Consider the following 15,630-nt stretch of genomic DNA (forward strand, 5'->3'; position numbering starts at 1 on the left):
CCTATCGCCCTGATTCCAAATCACGGTGAGACGACAGCCCGAGGGGGGAGAGACCCGCGGGCCCCAACAGTACGGAGCACATGTGTCCCTTCTTTTGATCGTTGCCTTGCCGTTTCTGGGGGCGTTGCTGCCCGGATTGATGAACCAAGCCGGACGCGCCGCCTGTGCCGGTGTGACATTCACCGTCACGCTTGCGGCTTTTGTCGGGTTGATGACCAACCTGCCTGCCGTGATGGCGGGCGATGTGGTGATGTTCCGCGCTGATTGGATCCCCAGCCTTGGGCTGAACTTCACGCTGATGCTGGACGCGCTGGGGTTCTTCTTTGCCACGCTGATCCTTGGGATCGGGCTTTTGATCATTACCTACGCCCGCTTCTATCTGGCGCGTGAGGACAACATGGGTGAGTTTTTCACCTATCTGTTGCTGTTCCAGGGCGCGATGGTCGGGATTGTCCTGTCTGACAACATCCTGCTTTTGCTTGTGTTTTGGGAGCTGACGTCGCTTTCGTCCTTCCTGCTGATCGGCTATTGGAAGCACCTCGCCGAAGGGCGGGAAGGGGCGCGTATGGCGTTGACCGTTACAGGGATGGGCGGTTTGGCGATGATTGGGGGGATGATGATCCTTGGCCAGATCGCGGGCAGCTATGACCTGAGCGTGATCTTGCAGAACCGTGAGCTTATTCAGGAAAGCAGCCTGTATCTGCCCGCGCTGATCCTGATCCTGCTGGGCTGTTTTACAAAATCCGCGCAATTCCCGTTTCATTTCTGGTTGCCGCACGCGATGGCGGCCCCCACGCCTGTCTCGGCCTATCTGCACTCGGCGACGATGGTGAAGGCGGGGATTTTCCTGATGGCGCGCATGTGGCCTGTGCTGTCGGGTACGCCTGAATGGTTCTGGATTGTCACCTCGGCGGGGCTGATTACGATGGTGCTGGGCGCGGTGATCGCGCTGTTCAAACATGACCTCAAGGCGCTGTTGGCATTCTCGACCGTTAGCCACCTTGGCCTGATCACGATGCTTTTGGGGACGGGCACGGCCTTCGGCGCAATGGCGGCGGTGTTTCACATCCTGAACCACGCGACGTTCAAGGCGGCCTTGTTTATGTCCGCAGGTATTATTGATCACGAGACGCACACACGCGACATCCGCCGCCTTGGCGGGTTGCGGCATCTGATGCCGATCACCTTTGTGATCGCCACATTGGCCGCTTTGTCGATGGCGGGTATTCCGCTGCTGAACGGGTTCCTGAGCAAAGAGATGATGTTGGAAGAGGCCTATCACACCGTGCTGGGGGGCAATCACTGGATTGTGCCTGCGCTGGCTGTTGTCGGCTCGCTGTTTTCTGCGGCCTATTGTTTCCGTCTGATCGGGCATACGTTCCTTGGCCCACAGCGCGACGATTATCCGGCCAAGCCGCATGACCCGCCTGCGGGTCTGTGGTTGCCGCCTGCGGTTCTGGTGGTTCTGGTGGTCGTGATCGGCGTTGCTCCGTTTCTGGCAGAGCCTGCGGTCAAGGCGATCACCTCTGCCGTGTTGGGAGGCGCTGCCGAAGTGCCCACGGCCTATTTCAAAATCTGGCACGGGCTGGTGCCTGCGCTTTATATGTCCATCGCGGCTGTGGTCGGTGGTTTGATCGTATTGGCACTGTTCAACCCGCTGTTGCGCCTGTGGGATGCCGCGCCGCGCCCCGAAGCGAAAACCATATTCGAGGCATTGATCGCCCGCATCGTGGGCCTGTCCCAAGCCTTGACCCTGCCGCTGCACAACGGCGCCTTCACGCGTTATGGCGCGGTGATGGCGGTGACGGTGGTTGCGGCGGGATACTACGCATGGGCCAGCGGCACGGTGGGGGCGACCACCCGCACGGTGCAGCCCGCCGGCGCGATCGAGATTGCAGGCTGGCTCATGATGACTGCTGCCGTGGCGGGGATGGTGCTGTTGCACCGCAACCGTTTGCTGTCGCTGGTGTTGATTGGCATCGTGGGGCTTATGGTCTCGGTCGGGTTTGTCTTCTTCTCGGCGCCCGATCTGGCGATGACGCAGATCACGGTTGAGGTGGTCACCACCATTCTTATGCTGCTTGCGCTGAACTTCCTGCCCAACGAAACCCCTGTCGAGAGCAGCGTCTTGCGCCGTTTGCGCGATGTATCGGTTGCTGTGGCGGGCGGGGCGGCGGCGATGGCGCTAAGCTATCACTATATGCTGCGCGACGCGGTCAGCTCTCCGATTTCGGAGTTCCACCTCGCCAACAGTTACAAGGGCGGCGGCGGTACCAATGTGGTTAACGTAATCCTTGTGGATTTCCGTGGCTTTGACACCTTCGGTGAAATCATCGTCTTGGGCATTGCTGCCGTGCTGATCTACGCCCTGACCGAGACGTTGCTGGGCGGTCCTGTCCGTGCGCGGCTTTTGAACCGCCGCCCCGACAAACCGCTGGCGGGGGACATGCACCCGATGATGATGGTTGTGCTGACCCGCGTGCTGATGCCCGTTGTGATGATGGTCGGCTTCTACATCTTCCTGCGCGGCCATAACGAGCCGGGGGGCGGGTTTATCTCGGGGCTTGTCGTCTCGATTGGTCTGGTGATGCAATATATGGCCAGCGGCTACAGCTGGGCGACAGCGCGCCAACGCTATCCGCACCACGGGGTGATCGGCGCGGGCGTGCTGATCGCGGGGCTTACGGGCATCGGTTCGTGGTTTGTGGGCCAGCCTTTCCTGACGTCCGACTTTACCTATGTGCGCATCCCGCCCTTCGAGAAATTCGAGCTGGCCACCGCCGCCTTGTTCGACCTTGGCGTGTTCCTTGCTGTGGTCGGTGCTGTGATGCTGTCACTGGACGGGTTCAGCCGCCTTGCACGCCGCGCTCACGTCAAAGACAGCGACTTTGCGATGGACATCAACCCGTCGCGCACCGAAGCCGAAGCCTTGCGCGGGGAAGGAGCATAACATGGAAATTCTAGTCGCTTCCGCCATTGGCATTTTGACTGCTGGTGGCTTGTATCTGGTGATGCGCCTGCGCACCTTTCCGGTGATTTTGGGTGTCTCGCTGCTGACCTATGCGGTGAATGTGTTCCTGTTTGCCTCGGGCCGTTTGACCATCGGCGCACCGCCGATCCTGACGGATTCCACCACTTATACTGATCCGCTCCCCCAAGCTTTGGTGCTGACCGCGATTGTGATCTCTTTCGGGATGACCGCCGTGGTCGTGATGATCGCGCTGGGTGCCTATCTGGGCACGGATGACGATCACATTGATGACGGGGCAGAGCCGGATCTGGGCTATGACGCGGAGGATGCACGATGACTCATTGGCTGATTATGCCGGTTGTCCTGCCGGCGCTGCTTGCGCCCTTTATCATTCTCGCGGCGCGGTATCACATGGGCATCCAGCGGGTGTTCTCGGTGGTGGGTGTGCTGGCGATGATCGCGATTGCGCTGGGGCTGGCGATAGAGACATCGGACGGCACGGTGATGCTGTACCAATTGGGCGCATGGGCGGCCCCCTTCGGGATTGTGCTGGTGGGCGACAGGCTCAGCACGATGATGGTGCTGCTGATGGCGGTGCTGGCGCTGTTTGTGCTGCTTTACGCCATCGGGTCGCGGTGGGATGAGCGCGGACGCCATTTCCATGCGCTGTTCCAGTTTCAATTGATGGGCATCGCGGGGGCTTTCCTGACGGGTGACCTGTTCAACCTCTTTGTGTTTTTCGAGGTGCTGTTGATCGCGTCCTACGGTTTGATGATCCATTCGGGCGGCAACGTGCGGCTGCGGGCGGGTGTGCAATATGTGCTGTTTAACCTGCTTGGCTCGACCCTGTTCCTGTTCGCACTTGGCGCGCTTTATGCCGAGACAGGGACGCTGAACATGGCGGACCTTGCGCAGCGTGTGCAATTGATCAGCGCCGATGAGACGGTGGGTATCCGCGTGGCCGCCGTTCTGCTGATCCTAGTCTTCGCGATCAAGGCGGCGATTGTGCCGCTGCACTTCTGGCTGCCCAGCTCTTATGCCGAAGCACCGCCGCCCGTGGCGGCCCTGTTCGCGATTATGACCAAAGTCGGCGCCTATGCGATCATCCGCGTCTACACGATGATCTTTCCCGTCGATCTGGAGGTCACCGCAGGGCTGCATGGCGACTGGCTTCTGCCTGTGGCGCTGCTGTCGCTGGCGGTAGGTGCCGTTGGCGTTTTGGCCGCGAAAAAGCTGGACCGTCTGGTTGCTTTCTCTGTCATAGGCTCGATGGGGATGGTGATGGTTGCGGTGGGCATGTTCACCCAAACCAGCATCGCCTCGGCTTTGTATTACATCGTGCATTCGACCTTTGCGGCGGCGGCGCTGTTCCTGATCGTCGATCTGGTGCGTCAAAGCCGCGGGCACCTGCATTTGCGCACCGATGCGCCTGTGGCGGGGGCTGCGTTGATTGCGGGGCTGTTTATGGTCGCGGCGATTGCTATGACGGGCCTGCCGCCTTTGTCCGGGTTTGTGGGCAAGCTGATGGTGCTGAACGCCGCCTTTGACAGCGGCCCTGATGCCTGGGTCTGGACTGTCGTATTGGTCTGTAGCCTGATCAATGTGGTGGGCTTTGCGCGGGCAGGCTCGGTCCTGTTCTGGAAGGCGCAGTCCGATGGTGCGCCCGTGCCTGAAGCGGGCCGTCCCGCGCCATCCGCGCTGTCCTTTGTGGCTGTTGGCGGGATGATCGTGATGCTGCTGGCGCACACGGCTTTTGCGGGCCAAATGTACGCCTATACAACCACCACCGCACAGCAACTCTTCGCCCCCGCCGACTATACCGAGACGGTGCTTGGCACACCCGGCAAGCTGAGCGGTGCCGCAAAAGCAGACGCAAAAGAGGGAGATCACTGAGATGGCACGCCTTTTCCACTGGCTCTTCCCACATCCTGTTCTGACGCTGTTGCTGACGGTTGTCTGGATTTTGCTGCAAAACAGCTTTTCTGCGGGGATGGCGGTTTTCGGTCTGATCCTCGGGATCATTATCCCGCGCCTTACGGCTGCTTTCTGGCCTGAACGCCCCAACGGTGTACGTTATGGCAAGATCATTCCCTATGGGCTGTTGGTGCTGTGGGACATCATGGTGGCCAATGTGCAGGTCGCATGGATCGTGCTGACCGTCTCGAATGACAAGCTGAAGCCCGCGTGGATCACCATCCCGCTGGAGCTGCGCCAACCCGAGGCGATCACCCTGCTGGCAGGCACGATTACGCTGACGCCGGGCACGGTAACGGCGGACATCTCGCAAAGCGGGCACTACCTGCTGGTGCATGTGCTGCACACGGATGATCCGCAGTCGGAAGTCGACAGCATTAAAACGCGCTATGAGGCCCGCCTGAAGGAGATTTTCATATGATCCTCGCTCAACAAATCATGGACTACGCGCTGCTGGGCGCCTTTGTCATTGTGGGCCTGTGCCAGATCATGGCGATGGTGCGCGTATTGATCGGCCCCGGTACGGGTGACCGGATTCTGGCGCTGGACACGATGGTCTTGAACGCCATCGGCCTTATCGTACTGATGGGCCTGTCGCAGGGTATCCGCATTTATTTCGAGGCATCGCTGATCATCGCGATGCTTGGGTTTGTTTCAACCGTCGCCTATGCGCGGTTTGTCTTGCGCGGGGATATCATCGAATGATGTACGAAGTTGTTGCCCTTTATGCCGTCAGTTTCTGCCTGATTGTCGGCTCTGTCTTTACGCTGGTCGGCGCGATTGGCCTGTTGAAATTCAACGACAGCATGACCCGCCTTCATGCCCCGACCAAAGTCGGCACCGTTGGCATTGGCGCGCTGCTTCTGGCGTCGATCATCTATAACGGGGTGTTCCAAAACGGCGCCATTCACGAGCTGTTGATCATGGCGTTCCTGTTCGTTACCGCGCCCATCTCGGCCAATTTTATCGCCAAGGTGAACATGCATAAAGGCACCTGTGATACTCCGCCAGAACTGCCCGGGGACGAGCAGTGGGCGACCTTTGACGTGCCTGCCAGCGATGTCGACCCCATCAGCCTCTCGGTGGACAAAACCTAAAGCGCGGCAAAGCTTTCTGCCAGATGGTCAAAGCAGATGCGTACCCGCGGGCTCATTCGTAGGTCGGGGTGCGCGGTGAGCCAGACAGGAATGTGGCCCACCTCCATTTCGGGCCATATCGGGACCAGCGCGGGGTCCGCTTGGGCCATGGCCCGCTGGCCGAACCCGATGCCCATGCCCGCCTGCACCATGCGCCAGCACACGACCTGATCATCCGACCGGAACGCGAAAAAGCTGCGGTCCACCTTCATGCCCAGACGTGCCATACCGTCAATGATCAGCGTACTGCGGTCATAGCCGATGACCTTGTGGTTTCCTAAATCTTCGGGGCCTTTCGGCACCCCGTGGACATCGACATAGCTGCGGGCAGCGTAAATCCCGATGGGCAGTTCGGCGACCTTTTTTGCAATCAGATCGTTCTGCGTGGGGCGATACATCCGCACGGCAAGATCAGCCTCGCGGCGCAGCAGATTGTCCGTCTGGTCCGAGGCCAGGACCTCAAGGCTCAGCGCGGGATGTGCGGCGTGCAGCGCAGCCAGCATCGGCGGCAGCAGATAGGTCGCGGCGATCTGGCTGGCAGTGATGCGGACTGTGCCGCTGACCGCTCCCTTTGCATCCTGCGCGATCGAGACTTGGGCCGCCGCCTGCGCCATGGCGTCCACATGGGCCTGCACCACAGCGCCTTCGGGCGTCAGGGTCAGCCCCGCACCAGAGCGGAAAAACAACCGCTGGCCCAGATGGCTCTCAAGCTGGCCGAGGTGACGGCTGAGCGTGGGTTGGCTGGCGTTCGTGGTCTGCGCCGCAGCCGACAGGGACCCCGCCGCACTGATCGCGGCAAAGGATTGCAGCAGGTGCCACGGTATATCTGCGCTATTCATAAATGGATATCAGTCTGCATTTTTTGACAGTTATCCATTCAATTATTGATTGCTATCCGTTGGGTGTCAACACATCACAAAAGGAAAGCCCAATGACACAGACCGTCCTTATCCTTGGTGCCACTGGTCGTTTTGGCCGCGCCGCAACAAAAGCCTTCTTGCGGGCAGGCTGGCATGTCACCGCTGCCAGCCGCAAAGGGGCAGGCACCGCGCGCAGCGGCCTGCGCCACATCGCGTGCGATCCGATGGACCGCGATGCGGTGATCCGCGCCGCGCAAGGTGTGGATGTCATCGTCCATGCGGTGAACATGCTCTACCGTGACTGGGCGTCCATGATGCCTGATATGACCGCAAATGTGATTGCCGGCGGTCTTGCAAGTGGGGCCACCGTGATCATCCCCGGCAATGTCTATGTCTTTGACAAAGACGGCCCCGCAGTTTGGCATGAAAACGCCAGAGGCGGCGTGCATACCCGTAAAGGCATGTTGCGGGTTGAGATGGAGGTGGCCTTTGAACGTGCAGCGGAGCAAGGTTTGCGCACGATCGTGCTGCGCGGTGGCGATTTCATCGAAAGCGGCCCCTCGGGCAATTGGTTCGACAAATACATCGCGCATAATGCCTATAAGGGCGGGTTCACCTATCCTGGCCGCATGGACGCGGTGCATGCCTGGGCTTACCTGCCCGACATGGCCCGCGCTGCCGAAATGCTGGCGGCCAAACGCGAAACCCTGCCGCCCTATGCCAGTTTCGGGTTCGAGGGGTATTCCCTGTCGGGGGCAGAGCTGCGCGCTGCTGTGTCATTGGCCGTGGGTCGACCGCTCAAACTGGGGAAAATTCCGTGGTTTGCCATCCGCATGATGGGGGTGTTCAGCAAAGAGCTGCGCGAGCTGATGGAGATGCGCTATCTCTGGGACACGCCGCACCGTCTGGACCCCGCGCCGTTGCGCGCGGTCTTGCCTGACTTTACGCCCACGCGGCTGGAGGTCGCGATGCGCGAAGTCGTTGCGCAGTCTGCACCCTCCGCGGATTGGCCGCAACCGCTCCGCACCACTTGACAAGGGCGGCTGGCTTTGGTCCTCCTGACTTGAACGAGTTCAGGAGGACCTCCCATGATGAAGACCCGCGCCGCCGTTGCTGTCGAAGCTGGAAAACCGCTTGAGATTATGGAGGTCAACCTTGAAGGCCCCAAGCGCGGTGAGGTCTTGGTCGAGATCAAGGCCACAGGCTTGTGCCACACGGATGAATTCACCCGCTCGGGCGACGATCCCGAAGGCATCTTTCCCGCGATCCTTGGCCATGAGGGTGCGGGCATTGTGATGGAAGTCGGCGAAGGCGTCACCACGCTGGAAGTCGGCGATCACGTCATCCCGCTTTATACGCCTGAATGCCGCGAGTGTGAGTACTGTCTGAGCGGCAAGACCAACCTGTGCCAAGCGATCCGCGTGACCCAAGGGCGCGGGCAGTTGCCCGACGGCACCACGCGGTTCTCGATGCTGGATGGCACGCCGATCCATCACTATATGGGCTGTTCGACCTTCGCCAACCACACGGTTGTGCCAGAGATTGCGCTGGCCAAGGTGCGCAAGGACGCGCCCTTTGACAAGATATGCTATATCGGCTGCGGCGTGACCACAGGCATCGGTGCCGTCATCAACACCGCCAAGGTCGAGATCGGCGCGCGCTGTGTGGTATTCGGTCTTGGGGGCATCGGCCTCAATGTAATTCAGGGCCTGCGCATGGCGGGAGCGGATCAGATTGTCGGCGTGGACCTGAACGACGACAAGGAAGAAACCGGCACATATTTCGGCATGACCGACTTTGTGAACCCGTCCAAGATCGACGGTGATCTGGTGGCCCATCTGGTTGAACTGACGGGCGGCGGAGCAGACTATACCTTTGACGCCACAGGCAACACCAAAGTGATGCGCGACGCGCTTGAGGCCGCACACAAAGGCTGGGGCGAAAGCATCATCATCGGCGTTGCCCCTGCGGGTGCCGAAATCTCGACCCGTCCTTTCCAGTTGGTGACAGGCCGCGTCTGGCGCGGCACTGCCTTTGGCGGGGCCAAGGGGCGTACGGACGTGCCCAAGATTGTTGATTGGTATATGAACGGCAAGATCGAGATCGACCCGATGATCACTCACAAGCTCACTCTTGATCAGATCAATGAGGGCTTCGACCTGATGCACGAAGGCAAATCCATCCGCGCCGTTGTCGAGTTCTGACGCGTACACCCGTCTTCCGCCGCGTGTCTCCGACCAATCTGGGGGAACACGGGTACCACCATCTGACGGGCTATTGGAACGACACGCCCATGCCGTTGTTTCAAGGCCAGCATATCGGCGTCATCGTCGGGACCGAAGGTGAAGGTCCCGCGATGCCCGTGCTGCTACAAGCCTTCCGCGAGGACGGCGCGGCCATGACAAGCGGGGCGCGTGCCACCATCCCGCCGGGCAAGTCGCTGACTTATGACTTTGCCCCACTGCCGCAGCATTTCACAGGGTTGGGCAAGGTCACCGTGCGCTGCACCCCTGACGCCGCGCCAGATGCGGCGGCTGAAACCGTGATCGAGACTTACCCCGGCGCATGGGCGATGTTTGGCGGCGACACACTGAACCCGCTGCCTTTGGATGCGGATATCGCATCGCTTGAGGTACAGACGGGCCACACGCTCTGCGAAGATCACAAGCGGTTCCTGCAAACCCGCAACGGGATCAACTGGTCGTGGTGGCAAGACCCTGCATGGGACACCACGCGCCGCGAGGGGGAGCATGACTTTTACAGCGCCATGCGCGCGCAAGAGCAGGCACAGAAGACAGAGTTGGGCCTGCTGGCCGATGCGACCCATCTGTTTGGGGCAGGGCAGGGGCATCCCTACCTCAGCTATCCCGACAGGCTGGGCGATTTCGGCTTTTACGACACAGCCTTTTTGCGTTTTGGCATTCCGGTGGGCGTGGACGCGGGCGGCAATCTGTATGTGCAAATCCTCGACGGTAGGCGCCGCGGTGAGGTGGTCTTTCTCGATCATGAATATCACTTTGGCCTGCTGGACGAAGGGGTGCAGCCTGCGCAGTTGGCAAGGGAAGTCCGTGCGATTGGTTCCGACAAACCGCTTGCAGATTTCACAGCGGATGAATTCTGGCAGCTGATGGACAAGGTCGGATATTCCTTGCCCGCCGCGCCTGATTTGGGCACCATGATCGCCAAGCTGACGGCGCATCACACGGCCCTCATCACCGCGCTCGCCCCCGATTGGCGAAGAGCGTAGCTGTGCCGCAAGGCGCAGACAGCGATGAGCGCGACCTCACGTAAACCCCCGTTGAACTCCTGTCCCGACCCCGCGTATCTAATGATATACGGCGGCAGGAAACAGCGATACCCTTTGATAATGCGCGGCACACGCAAGGCACCCGCTTGGCCGCATTGGCCAACCACGGTCGGAAGGCTATGTAGGGTGGCAAGCGCGTGACCACGACAAGGCGCGTAAGGGTGGGCTGGACGGGCGCACCAGGGTCGTGCGTGATGGTGATTGGCTGCGCGGATGCAAACGAAATAACGACAGGAAACGGGGCAAAGACATGAAGCTGAACGTGAACGGGAAAACCCACGACATTGATGTCGAAGACGACATGCCCTTGTTGTGGGTGCTGCGCGACGAGCTGGGGATCACGGGGGTGAAATACGGCTGCGGCATTGCGCAATGCGGGGCCTGCACCGTGCATGTGGACGGCGTCGCCGTGCGCTCGTGCCAGTTGCAAGCGGGCGATGTGGACGGCGACATTACCACGATCGAAGGGCTCGGCGCTCCGGGGGCGCTGCACGCGGTCCAAGAAGCATGGATCGAGCATCAGGTCGCGCAATGCGGCTACTGCCAGTCAGGCCAGATGATGCAGGCGGCCAGCTTCCTTGACCTGAATTCAGAGCCTACCGACGACCAGATCGACCAAGCGATGAGCGGGAACCTATGCCGCTGTGGCACCTACCCACGCATCCGCGCCGCCGTGAAAACCGCCGCGACCAAGCTGCAAGGAGCCTGATCTATGGGACGTCTCAAAACTATTGCCCGCCGCACGTTTCTTGTCGGCTCTGCCGCCCTTGTCGGCGGGGTGGCCTTTGGCACCTATCTGGTGAAACGCGACCCCGATAACCCGCTGAGCATGGACGCAGATGCGGGCGATGCCGTCTTTAACCCTTGGGTCAAGATCAACGCGGACGGTATTACGCTGGTGACGCCGCACACTGATCTGGGGCAGGGGGCGACCTCGATGCAGGCGATGCTGATCGCCGAGGAACTGGACGTGGACCTTGATCAGGTCACCACGATCCCCGGCGCGCCCGCTGCGGCCTATTACAACACTGCCCTCGCTGCCGAAGCAGTGCCGTTCCGCTCCAACGATGACAGCTTTGCCGCTGAAACGATGCGCAGCTCGATGAATGCTGTTCTAAAGGTGATGGGTGCGCAGGTCACGGGTGGCTCGACCTCTGTGCCTGACAGTTTCGACAAACTGCGCATGGCGGGGGCCGTGGCGCGTGACACGCTCAAAGCGGTGGCAGCAACAGAGACGGGCGTGCATTTTACGCGGTTGCGCACCGAACGGGCGGCGGTTGTTCTGCCTGACGGCACGCGGATGCCCTATACCGAACTGGCCGAAAAAGCGGCGCAGATGGACCCTGTCACAGATGTCACGCTGCGCGACCCGTCGCAGTGGCGCTTGATCGGTAAACCAGTGCAACGGCTGGACATGCTGGCCAAATCCACAGGCACGCAAACCTACGGGATCGACATTAAAGTCGAGGGGATGGTCCATGCCTCTGTGCGGATGAACCCGCGCAAAGGGGCGGCCCTGTCGGGGTTCGACGCCACCGCCGCAAAAGACATGCGCGGCGTGCAGCAGATCATCGAACTGCCCTACGGTGTGGCCGTGATCGCAGACAACACATGGCGGGCGTTTCAGGCGTTGGACCAGATCGAATACGATTGGGCCGCAGCGCCATATCCCGCCGAGCAGGCCGATCACTGGGCGGCGGTAGAGGCGTCGTTCACCCCCGACCATCTGGATAAAGAGTGGCGGCATGACGGCGATGTGGACGCCGCGCTCAGCGATACAGATGTGATTGAGGCCGAATACCGCGCGCCCTATGTCGCGCACCAACCGCTGGAACCTCTCAGCACGGTTGCAAAAGTCACGGACACCCGCGTGGACGTCTGGGCCGCGCATCAGTTGCCCCGATTTGTCGAACAACGCGTGGCGGCACGGCTGGAAATGGACGCAGATCAGGTCTTTTTCCACGCGCAATTCGCGGGCGGCAGCTTTGGCCACCGATTGGAGTTCGACAACATTGACGTGGCTGTCGATATTGCCAGCAAGGTGCCGGGCACCCCTGTCAAACTGACCTTCAGCCGCGAAGAGGACTTTGCCCAAGACTATAACCGCCAGATCGGTATGGCGCGGGGGCGCGGTGCGGTGGCAGGCGGGCAGGTGACAGCACTTGACCTCGACATCGCCACTGTCTCGTCCTCGCGGTCGCAATCTGCGCGTTTGGGGGCACCAGTGCCGGGGCCCGATACGCAGCTTGCGGCGGGGGCGTGGAACATGCGCTATGCTGTGCCCGACCTGCGCGTGCGCGCTTACGCGGTGCCAGAGCTTGCGCCGACGTCGTCGTGGCGCTCTGTCGGGGCGTCCACGGCGGGCTTCTTTGCCGAAGGGTTTCTGGACGAGTTGATCCACGCCGCAGGCGCTGACCCGATGGAAGAACGCCTGCGTCTGGTCAATGACGCAGATGCCCGCGCCGTGCTGGAAGCCGTGGCCGAGATGAGCGATTGGGGCAGTCCACTGGCCGAGGGCAAAGGGCGCGGCGTTGCCCTGGTCACCGCGTTCGGCGTGCCAACGGCAGAGGTGGTCGAGGTGACGAACACCCCCGCAGGCATCAAGATCGACAAGGTCTGGATCGCCGCCGAAGTGGGGCGCGTGGTGGACCCCGTGACCTTCGAGAATGTCGTGGCGGGCGGTGTGATTTGGGGGCTTGGCCATGCCATGAATTCGGAAATCACCTATTCGGATGGCCGCGCCGAGCAAGACAACTATCACATGGCCGAAGGGATGCGCCTGCACCAATGCCCCGTGATCGAAGTGCGCGGCCTTGAAAATGGCGATACGGTGCGCGGTGTGGGCGAACCCCCCGTGCCGCCTGCCGCGCCTGCGCTGGCCAACGCGATTTTTGCCGCCACGGGCACGCGCCTGCGTGAGATGCCGTTTTTCAACACGGTGGATTTTGTATGATGCGCATGATGGTAGCCCTCACTTTGGCAGCACTTCCGTTTGCAGCGCAGGCCCAAGACAGCGGGCAGGAAGCTTGGGCGCGGATATTCGAGGTTGCCTCGCATCCGCGTTGTACCAATTGCCATGTGGGGGCCGATGGGCGGCCCGCGTGGGATAATCTGGGCTATGGCTCTGACCGTTTGCACGGCATGAACATCGTCGCGGGGGAGAGCCGCATTGGTGCCGAAAGCATCCCCTGCCGCACTTGCCACATCAGCGCCGAAGGGGCAAACGACCGCCCCCACGCCGCCCCCCAAGTGGACGATGCATGGCGACTGCCCCCCGTCGAGCTGGCGTGGCGCGGGAAATCCAGCGCGGAAATCTGCGCCCAGATGCGCGACCCCGACAGCAACGATGGCCTCACCCCAGAGGAACTGGTCGACCATGTGCGCACCAGCGTCTTTGTGGCCTATGGCTTCACCCCCGGTGAAGGACGTGATCCTGCGCCACGCACGCTGGCCGATCTAACACTCGATTTCGAGATATGGACCGCCGCAGGGATGCCCTGCGCGGCGGACTGAGTGGCGCAAACAGGTGCAGCTTTGCCGTAAAGGCGCTTGACGCGCAGGCGTCTTGCGGCTCACCTGAGCGCTATGGATATTTTACACATCACCCGCCCCGCGCCTCTTGTCGGGCTAGAGGATATACCTCTGCCGTCCGCCGATGCGCCGCGTGCGCAGGCGTTGGTTGCGCGTTGTCCTGTCGCGGCTGAAACGCCCTTACACACCGCCACCGCCCTTGCGACCGAAGCTTTCGTGCAGGACGTCTGGATCAAGGACGAGCGGGGGCGCATGGGTTTAGGCAGTTTCAAGGCATTGGGCGCGGCCTATGTCATCGCCTGCGATGCGCAGAAGGGCGACATCAGCGCAAATACCTATGTCACAGCCAGTGCTGGCAATCACGGCATGTCCGTGGCGGCAGGGGCAAAAGCCTTTGGCGCGTCCTCGGTCGTCTATATCGCAGAGTCTGTTCCCGACAGCTTTGCCGCGCGTCTGGCCGAACAAGGCGCGAAGGTCGTCCGCGCGGGCGAGACCTATGAGGACAGCCTAGACGCCGCCAATACAGCCGCCGCCGAACACGGCTGGATATTGTTGTCGGACGGGTCATGGCACGGCTATACAGAGCGGCCGCATCGGTTGATGGAGGGATATACCGTCCTGATGGCCGAAGCGATTGCGCAACTACCCGACACCCCGACCCATATCTTTTTGCAAGCGGGCGTTGGCGGACTGGCCTGTGCTTGCGCCACGCTGGCGCGTCACGCTTGGGGCGCAGCACCGCGCATTGTGGTGGTTGAGCCTGACGCCGCCCCCGCGCTGCATGGCTCGATCGTGGCGGGGGAAGCGGTGGAAAGCACCGGTCCCGTGTCAGAGATGGGGCGGCTGGATTGCAAGATGCCTTCGCTTATCGCGCTGAAAGGGTTGGCGCAGGACGCGGATGCCTTTGCGCTGATTTCAGAGGCCGAGGGCCAAGCGGGGGCGGGTGTTGCGATGGTGGCGGGGCTGCCGTCTTCGCCGTCGGGCGCGGCAGGGGTCGCGGCACTGATGGCACTCAGCGAGGCGCAGCGCGAGGCATTGGGCGTGACAGCGCAATCGCGGGTCTTGTGCATCCTCAGCGAGGGTCCGGCTGCGTGACGCGGTACAGCTATACCCGTGCGGCGGACGGGGCGGCCCCATTGGGGATGATCGTCCTTCAAACGGACGAGACGCTGGAGGGCGATTTGCGGGCCATGATCCCAGCAGACGCACCGCTGTACGTCAGTCGCGTGCCTTCGGGGGCCGAAGTGACGCCTGAAAGCCTGCGTGCCATGGGCGGCCATTTGACCACCGCCGCCGCACTGCTCCCCCAAGCGATGGATTATGCGGCCATCGGCTATGGCTGCACCTCTGCCACGGCCCAGATCGGCGCGGGGAAGGTCGCGCAGATAATCGGCCAAGGCGCACAGACCGCCCATGTCACTGACCCGTTGAGCGCATTGATCGCGGCCTGCCGCGCGCTGAACATCACTTCGCTTGCGTTTTTGTCGCCCTATACGGCAGATGTCAGTGACCGTTTGCGCACGGTTCTGGCAGGCGCGGGGATCGCCACGCCCGTCTTCGGCAGCTTTGACGAGGCGAACGAGGCCAGTGTGGTGAGGATTAGCGGGCCGTCCATCGCCAAGGCTGCCTGCGATCTGGCAGCACAGGGCAGCACGCAGGCCGTGTTCCTGTCCTGCACCAACCTGCGCACGCTGGACGTGATCGAAAAGATCGAGGCGCAAACGGACCTGCCGTGCATTTCTAGCAATTCGGCATTGGGATGGCATTTGGGGCAGCTGACGGGCACGCCTGTGCGCATCCCCGGTCGTTTGGGCGCGATCACACCAACGCGGTAAATTCTGCACGGCTTGC

The 15,630-nt window shown here is 61.5% G+C and carries 15 protein-coding genes; 14 read left to right on the forward strand and 1 reads right to left on the reverse strand.

Features of this window, described 5'->3' with window-relative positions:
• Nucleotides 1–82 precede the first annotated feature (82 nt).
• The 6 genes from ABMC88_RS05250 to ABMC88_RS05275 are packed head-to-tail and all read left to right on the forward strand — an operon-like array spanning nucleotide 83 to nucleotide 6,042.
• Entirely contained in the window at nucleotides 83–2,950 is a 2,868-nt protein-coding gene (locus ABMC88_RS05250; protein WP_349575794.1) for a monovalent cation/H+ antiporter subunit A, read from the forward strand.
• 1 nt (nucleotide 2,951) lies between these two features.
• Entirely contained in the window at nucleotides 2,952–3,308 is a 357-nt protein-coding gene (locus tag ABMC88_RS05255) for a Na+/H+ antiporter subunit C (RefSeq protein ID WP_349575795.1), read from the forward strand.
• Nucleotides 3,305–4,864 (forward strand): monovalent cation/H+ antiporter subunit D, encoded by a 1,560-nt coding sequence (locus ABMC88_RS05260; protein WP_349575796.1) that lies wholly within the window; start codon nucleotides 3,305–3,307, stop codon nucleotides 4,862–4,864. Before ABMC88_RS05255 ends, ABMC88_RS05260 begins: the two co-directional genes overlap by 4 nt.
• A 1-nt stretch (nucleotide 4,865) precedes the next feature.
• Nucleotides 4,866–5,366, forward strand: coding sequence for a Na+/H+ antiporter subunit E (locus tag ABMC88_RS05265; protein WP_349575797.1), 501 nt, complete (start codon nucleotides 4,866–4,868; stop codon nucleotides 5,364–5,366).
• A 17-nt stretch (nucleotides 5,367–5,383) separates the two neighbouring features.
• Nucleotides 5,384–5,650, forward strand: coding sequence for a K+/H+ antiporter subunit F (locus ABMC88_RS05270; RefSeq protein WP_439655580.1), 267 nt, complete (start codon nucleotides 5,384–5,386; stop codon nucleotides 5,648–5,650).
• Nucleotides 5,647–6,042: a Na+/H+ antiporter subunit G gene (locus ABMC88_RS05275; RefSeq protein ID WP_349575799.1), complete on the forward strand. Its 396-nt coding sequence runs from the start codon at nucleotides 5,647–5,649 to the stop codon at nucleotides 6,040–6,042. Before ABMC88_RS05270 ends, ABMC88_RS05275 begins: the two co-directional genes overlap by 4 nt.
• On the opposite strand, the gene ABMC88_RS05280 is transcribed toward ABMC88_RS05275, so the two are convergent.
• Nucleotides 6,039–6,920 (reverse strand): LysR family transcriptional regulator, encoded by an 882-nt coding sequence (locus ABMC88_RS05280; RefSeq protein ID WP_349575800.1) that lies wholly within the window; start codon nucleotides 6,918–6,920, stop codon nucleotides 6,039–6,041. The two genes, ABMC88_RS05275 and ABMC88_RS05280, sit on opposite strands and share 4 nt — an antisense overlap.
• A gap of 92 nt (nucleotides 6,921–7,012) precedes the next feature.
• Here ABMC88_RS05280 and ABMC88_RS05285 point away from each other — a divergent pair, with 92 nt between their 5' ends.
• The 8 genes from ABMC88_RS05285 to ABMC88_RS05320 all read left to right on the forward strand — a co-directional run bounded on the left by ABMC88_RS05285 (nucleotide 7,013) and on the right by ABMC88_RS05320 (nucleotide 15,614).
• Nucleotides 7,013–7,975, forward strand: a complete 963-nt coding sequence (locus ABMC88_RS05285; RefSeq protein ID WP_349575801.1) for an NAD-dependent epimerase/dehydratase family protein — start codon at nucleotides 7,013–7,015, stop codon at nucleotides 7,973–7,975.
• Nucleotides 7,976–8,032: 57 nt separating this feature from the next.
• A complete protein-coding gene (locus ABMC88_RS05290; protein ID WP_349576131.1) occupies nucleotides 8,033–9,145 on the forward strand; it encodes an S-(hydroxymethyl)glutathione dehydrogenase/class III alcohol dehydrogenase in 1,113 nt (370 codons plus the stop codon).
• A gap of 89 nt (nucleotides 9,146–9,234) precedes the next feature.
• Nucleotides 9,235–10,188: a hypothetical protein gene (locus tag ABMC88_RS05295; RefSeq protein ID WP_349575802.1), complete on the forward strand. Its 954-nt coding sequence runs from the start codon at nucleotides 9,235–9,237 to the stop codon at nucleotides 10,186–10,188.
• 310 nt (nucleotides 10,189–10,498) lie between these two features.
• Complete coding sequence (locus ABMC88_RS05300) at nucleotides 10,499–10,957, forward strand: (2Fe-2S)-binding protein (RefSeq protein WP_349575803.1); 459 nt, start codon at nucleotides 10,499–10,501, stop codon at nucleotides 10,955–10,957.
• A gap of 3 nt (nucleotides 10,958–10,960) precedes the next feature.
• The gene (locus ABMC88_RS05305) at nucleotides 10,961–13,201 is read left to right on the forward strand and encodes a xanthine dehydrogenase family protein molybdopterin-binding subunit (RefSeq protein ID WP_349575804.1); all 2,241 of its coding nucleotides are present in this window, start codon (nucleotides 10,961–10,963) and stop codon (nucleotides 13,199–13,201) included.
• Nucleotides 13,198–13,761 carry a hypothetical protein gene (locus ABMC88_RS05310; RefSeq protein ID WP_349575805.1) on the forward strand — a complete coding sequence of 188 codons (564 nt, stop codon included), beginning with the start codon at nucleotides 13,198–13,200 and terminating at the stop codon, nucleotides 13,759–13,761. Before ABMC88_RS05305 ends, ABMC88_RS05310 begins: the two co-directional genes overlap by 4 nt.
• 72 nt (nucleotides 13,762–13,833) lie before the next feature.
• Complete coding sequence (locus ABMC88_RS05315; RefSeq protein WP_349575806.1) at nucleotides 13,834–14,874, forward strand: pyridoxal-phosphate dependent enzyme; 1,041 nt, start codon at nucleotides 13,834–13,836, stop codon at nucleotides 14,872–14,874.
• 47 nt (nucleotides 14,875–14,921) lie between these two features.
• Nucleotides 14,922–15,614, forward strand: coding sequence for a maleate cis-trans isomerase family protein (locus tag ABMC88_RS05320; protein ID WP_500812338.1), 693 nt, complete (start codon nucleotides 14,922–14,924; stop codon nucleotides 15,612–15,614).
• Nucleotides 15,615–15,630: the final 16 nt, after the last annotated feature.

It is taken from the genome of Sulfitobacter aquimarinus (assembly GCF_040149565.1).
Taxonomy (GTDB): domain Bacteria; phylum Pseudomonadota; class Alphaproteobacteria; order Rhodobacterales; family Rhodobacteraceae; genus Sulfitobacter; species Sulfitobacter aquimarinus.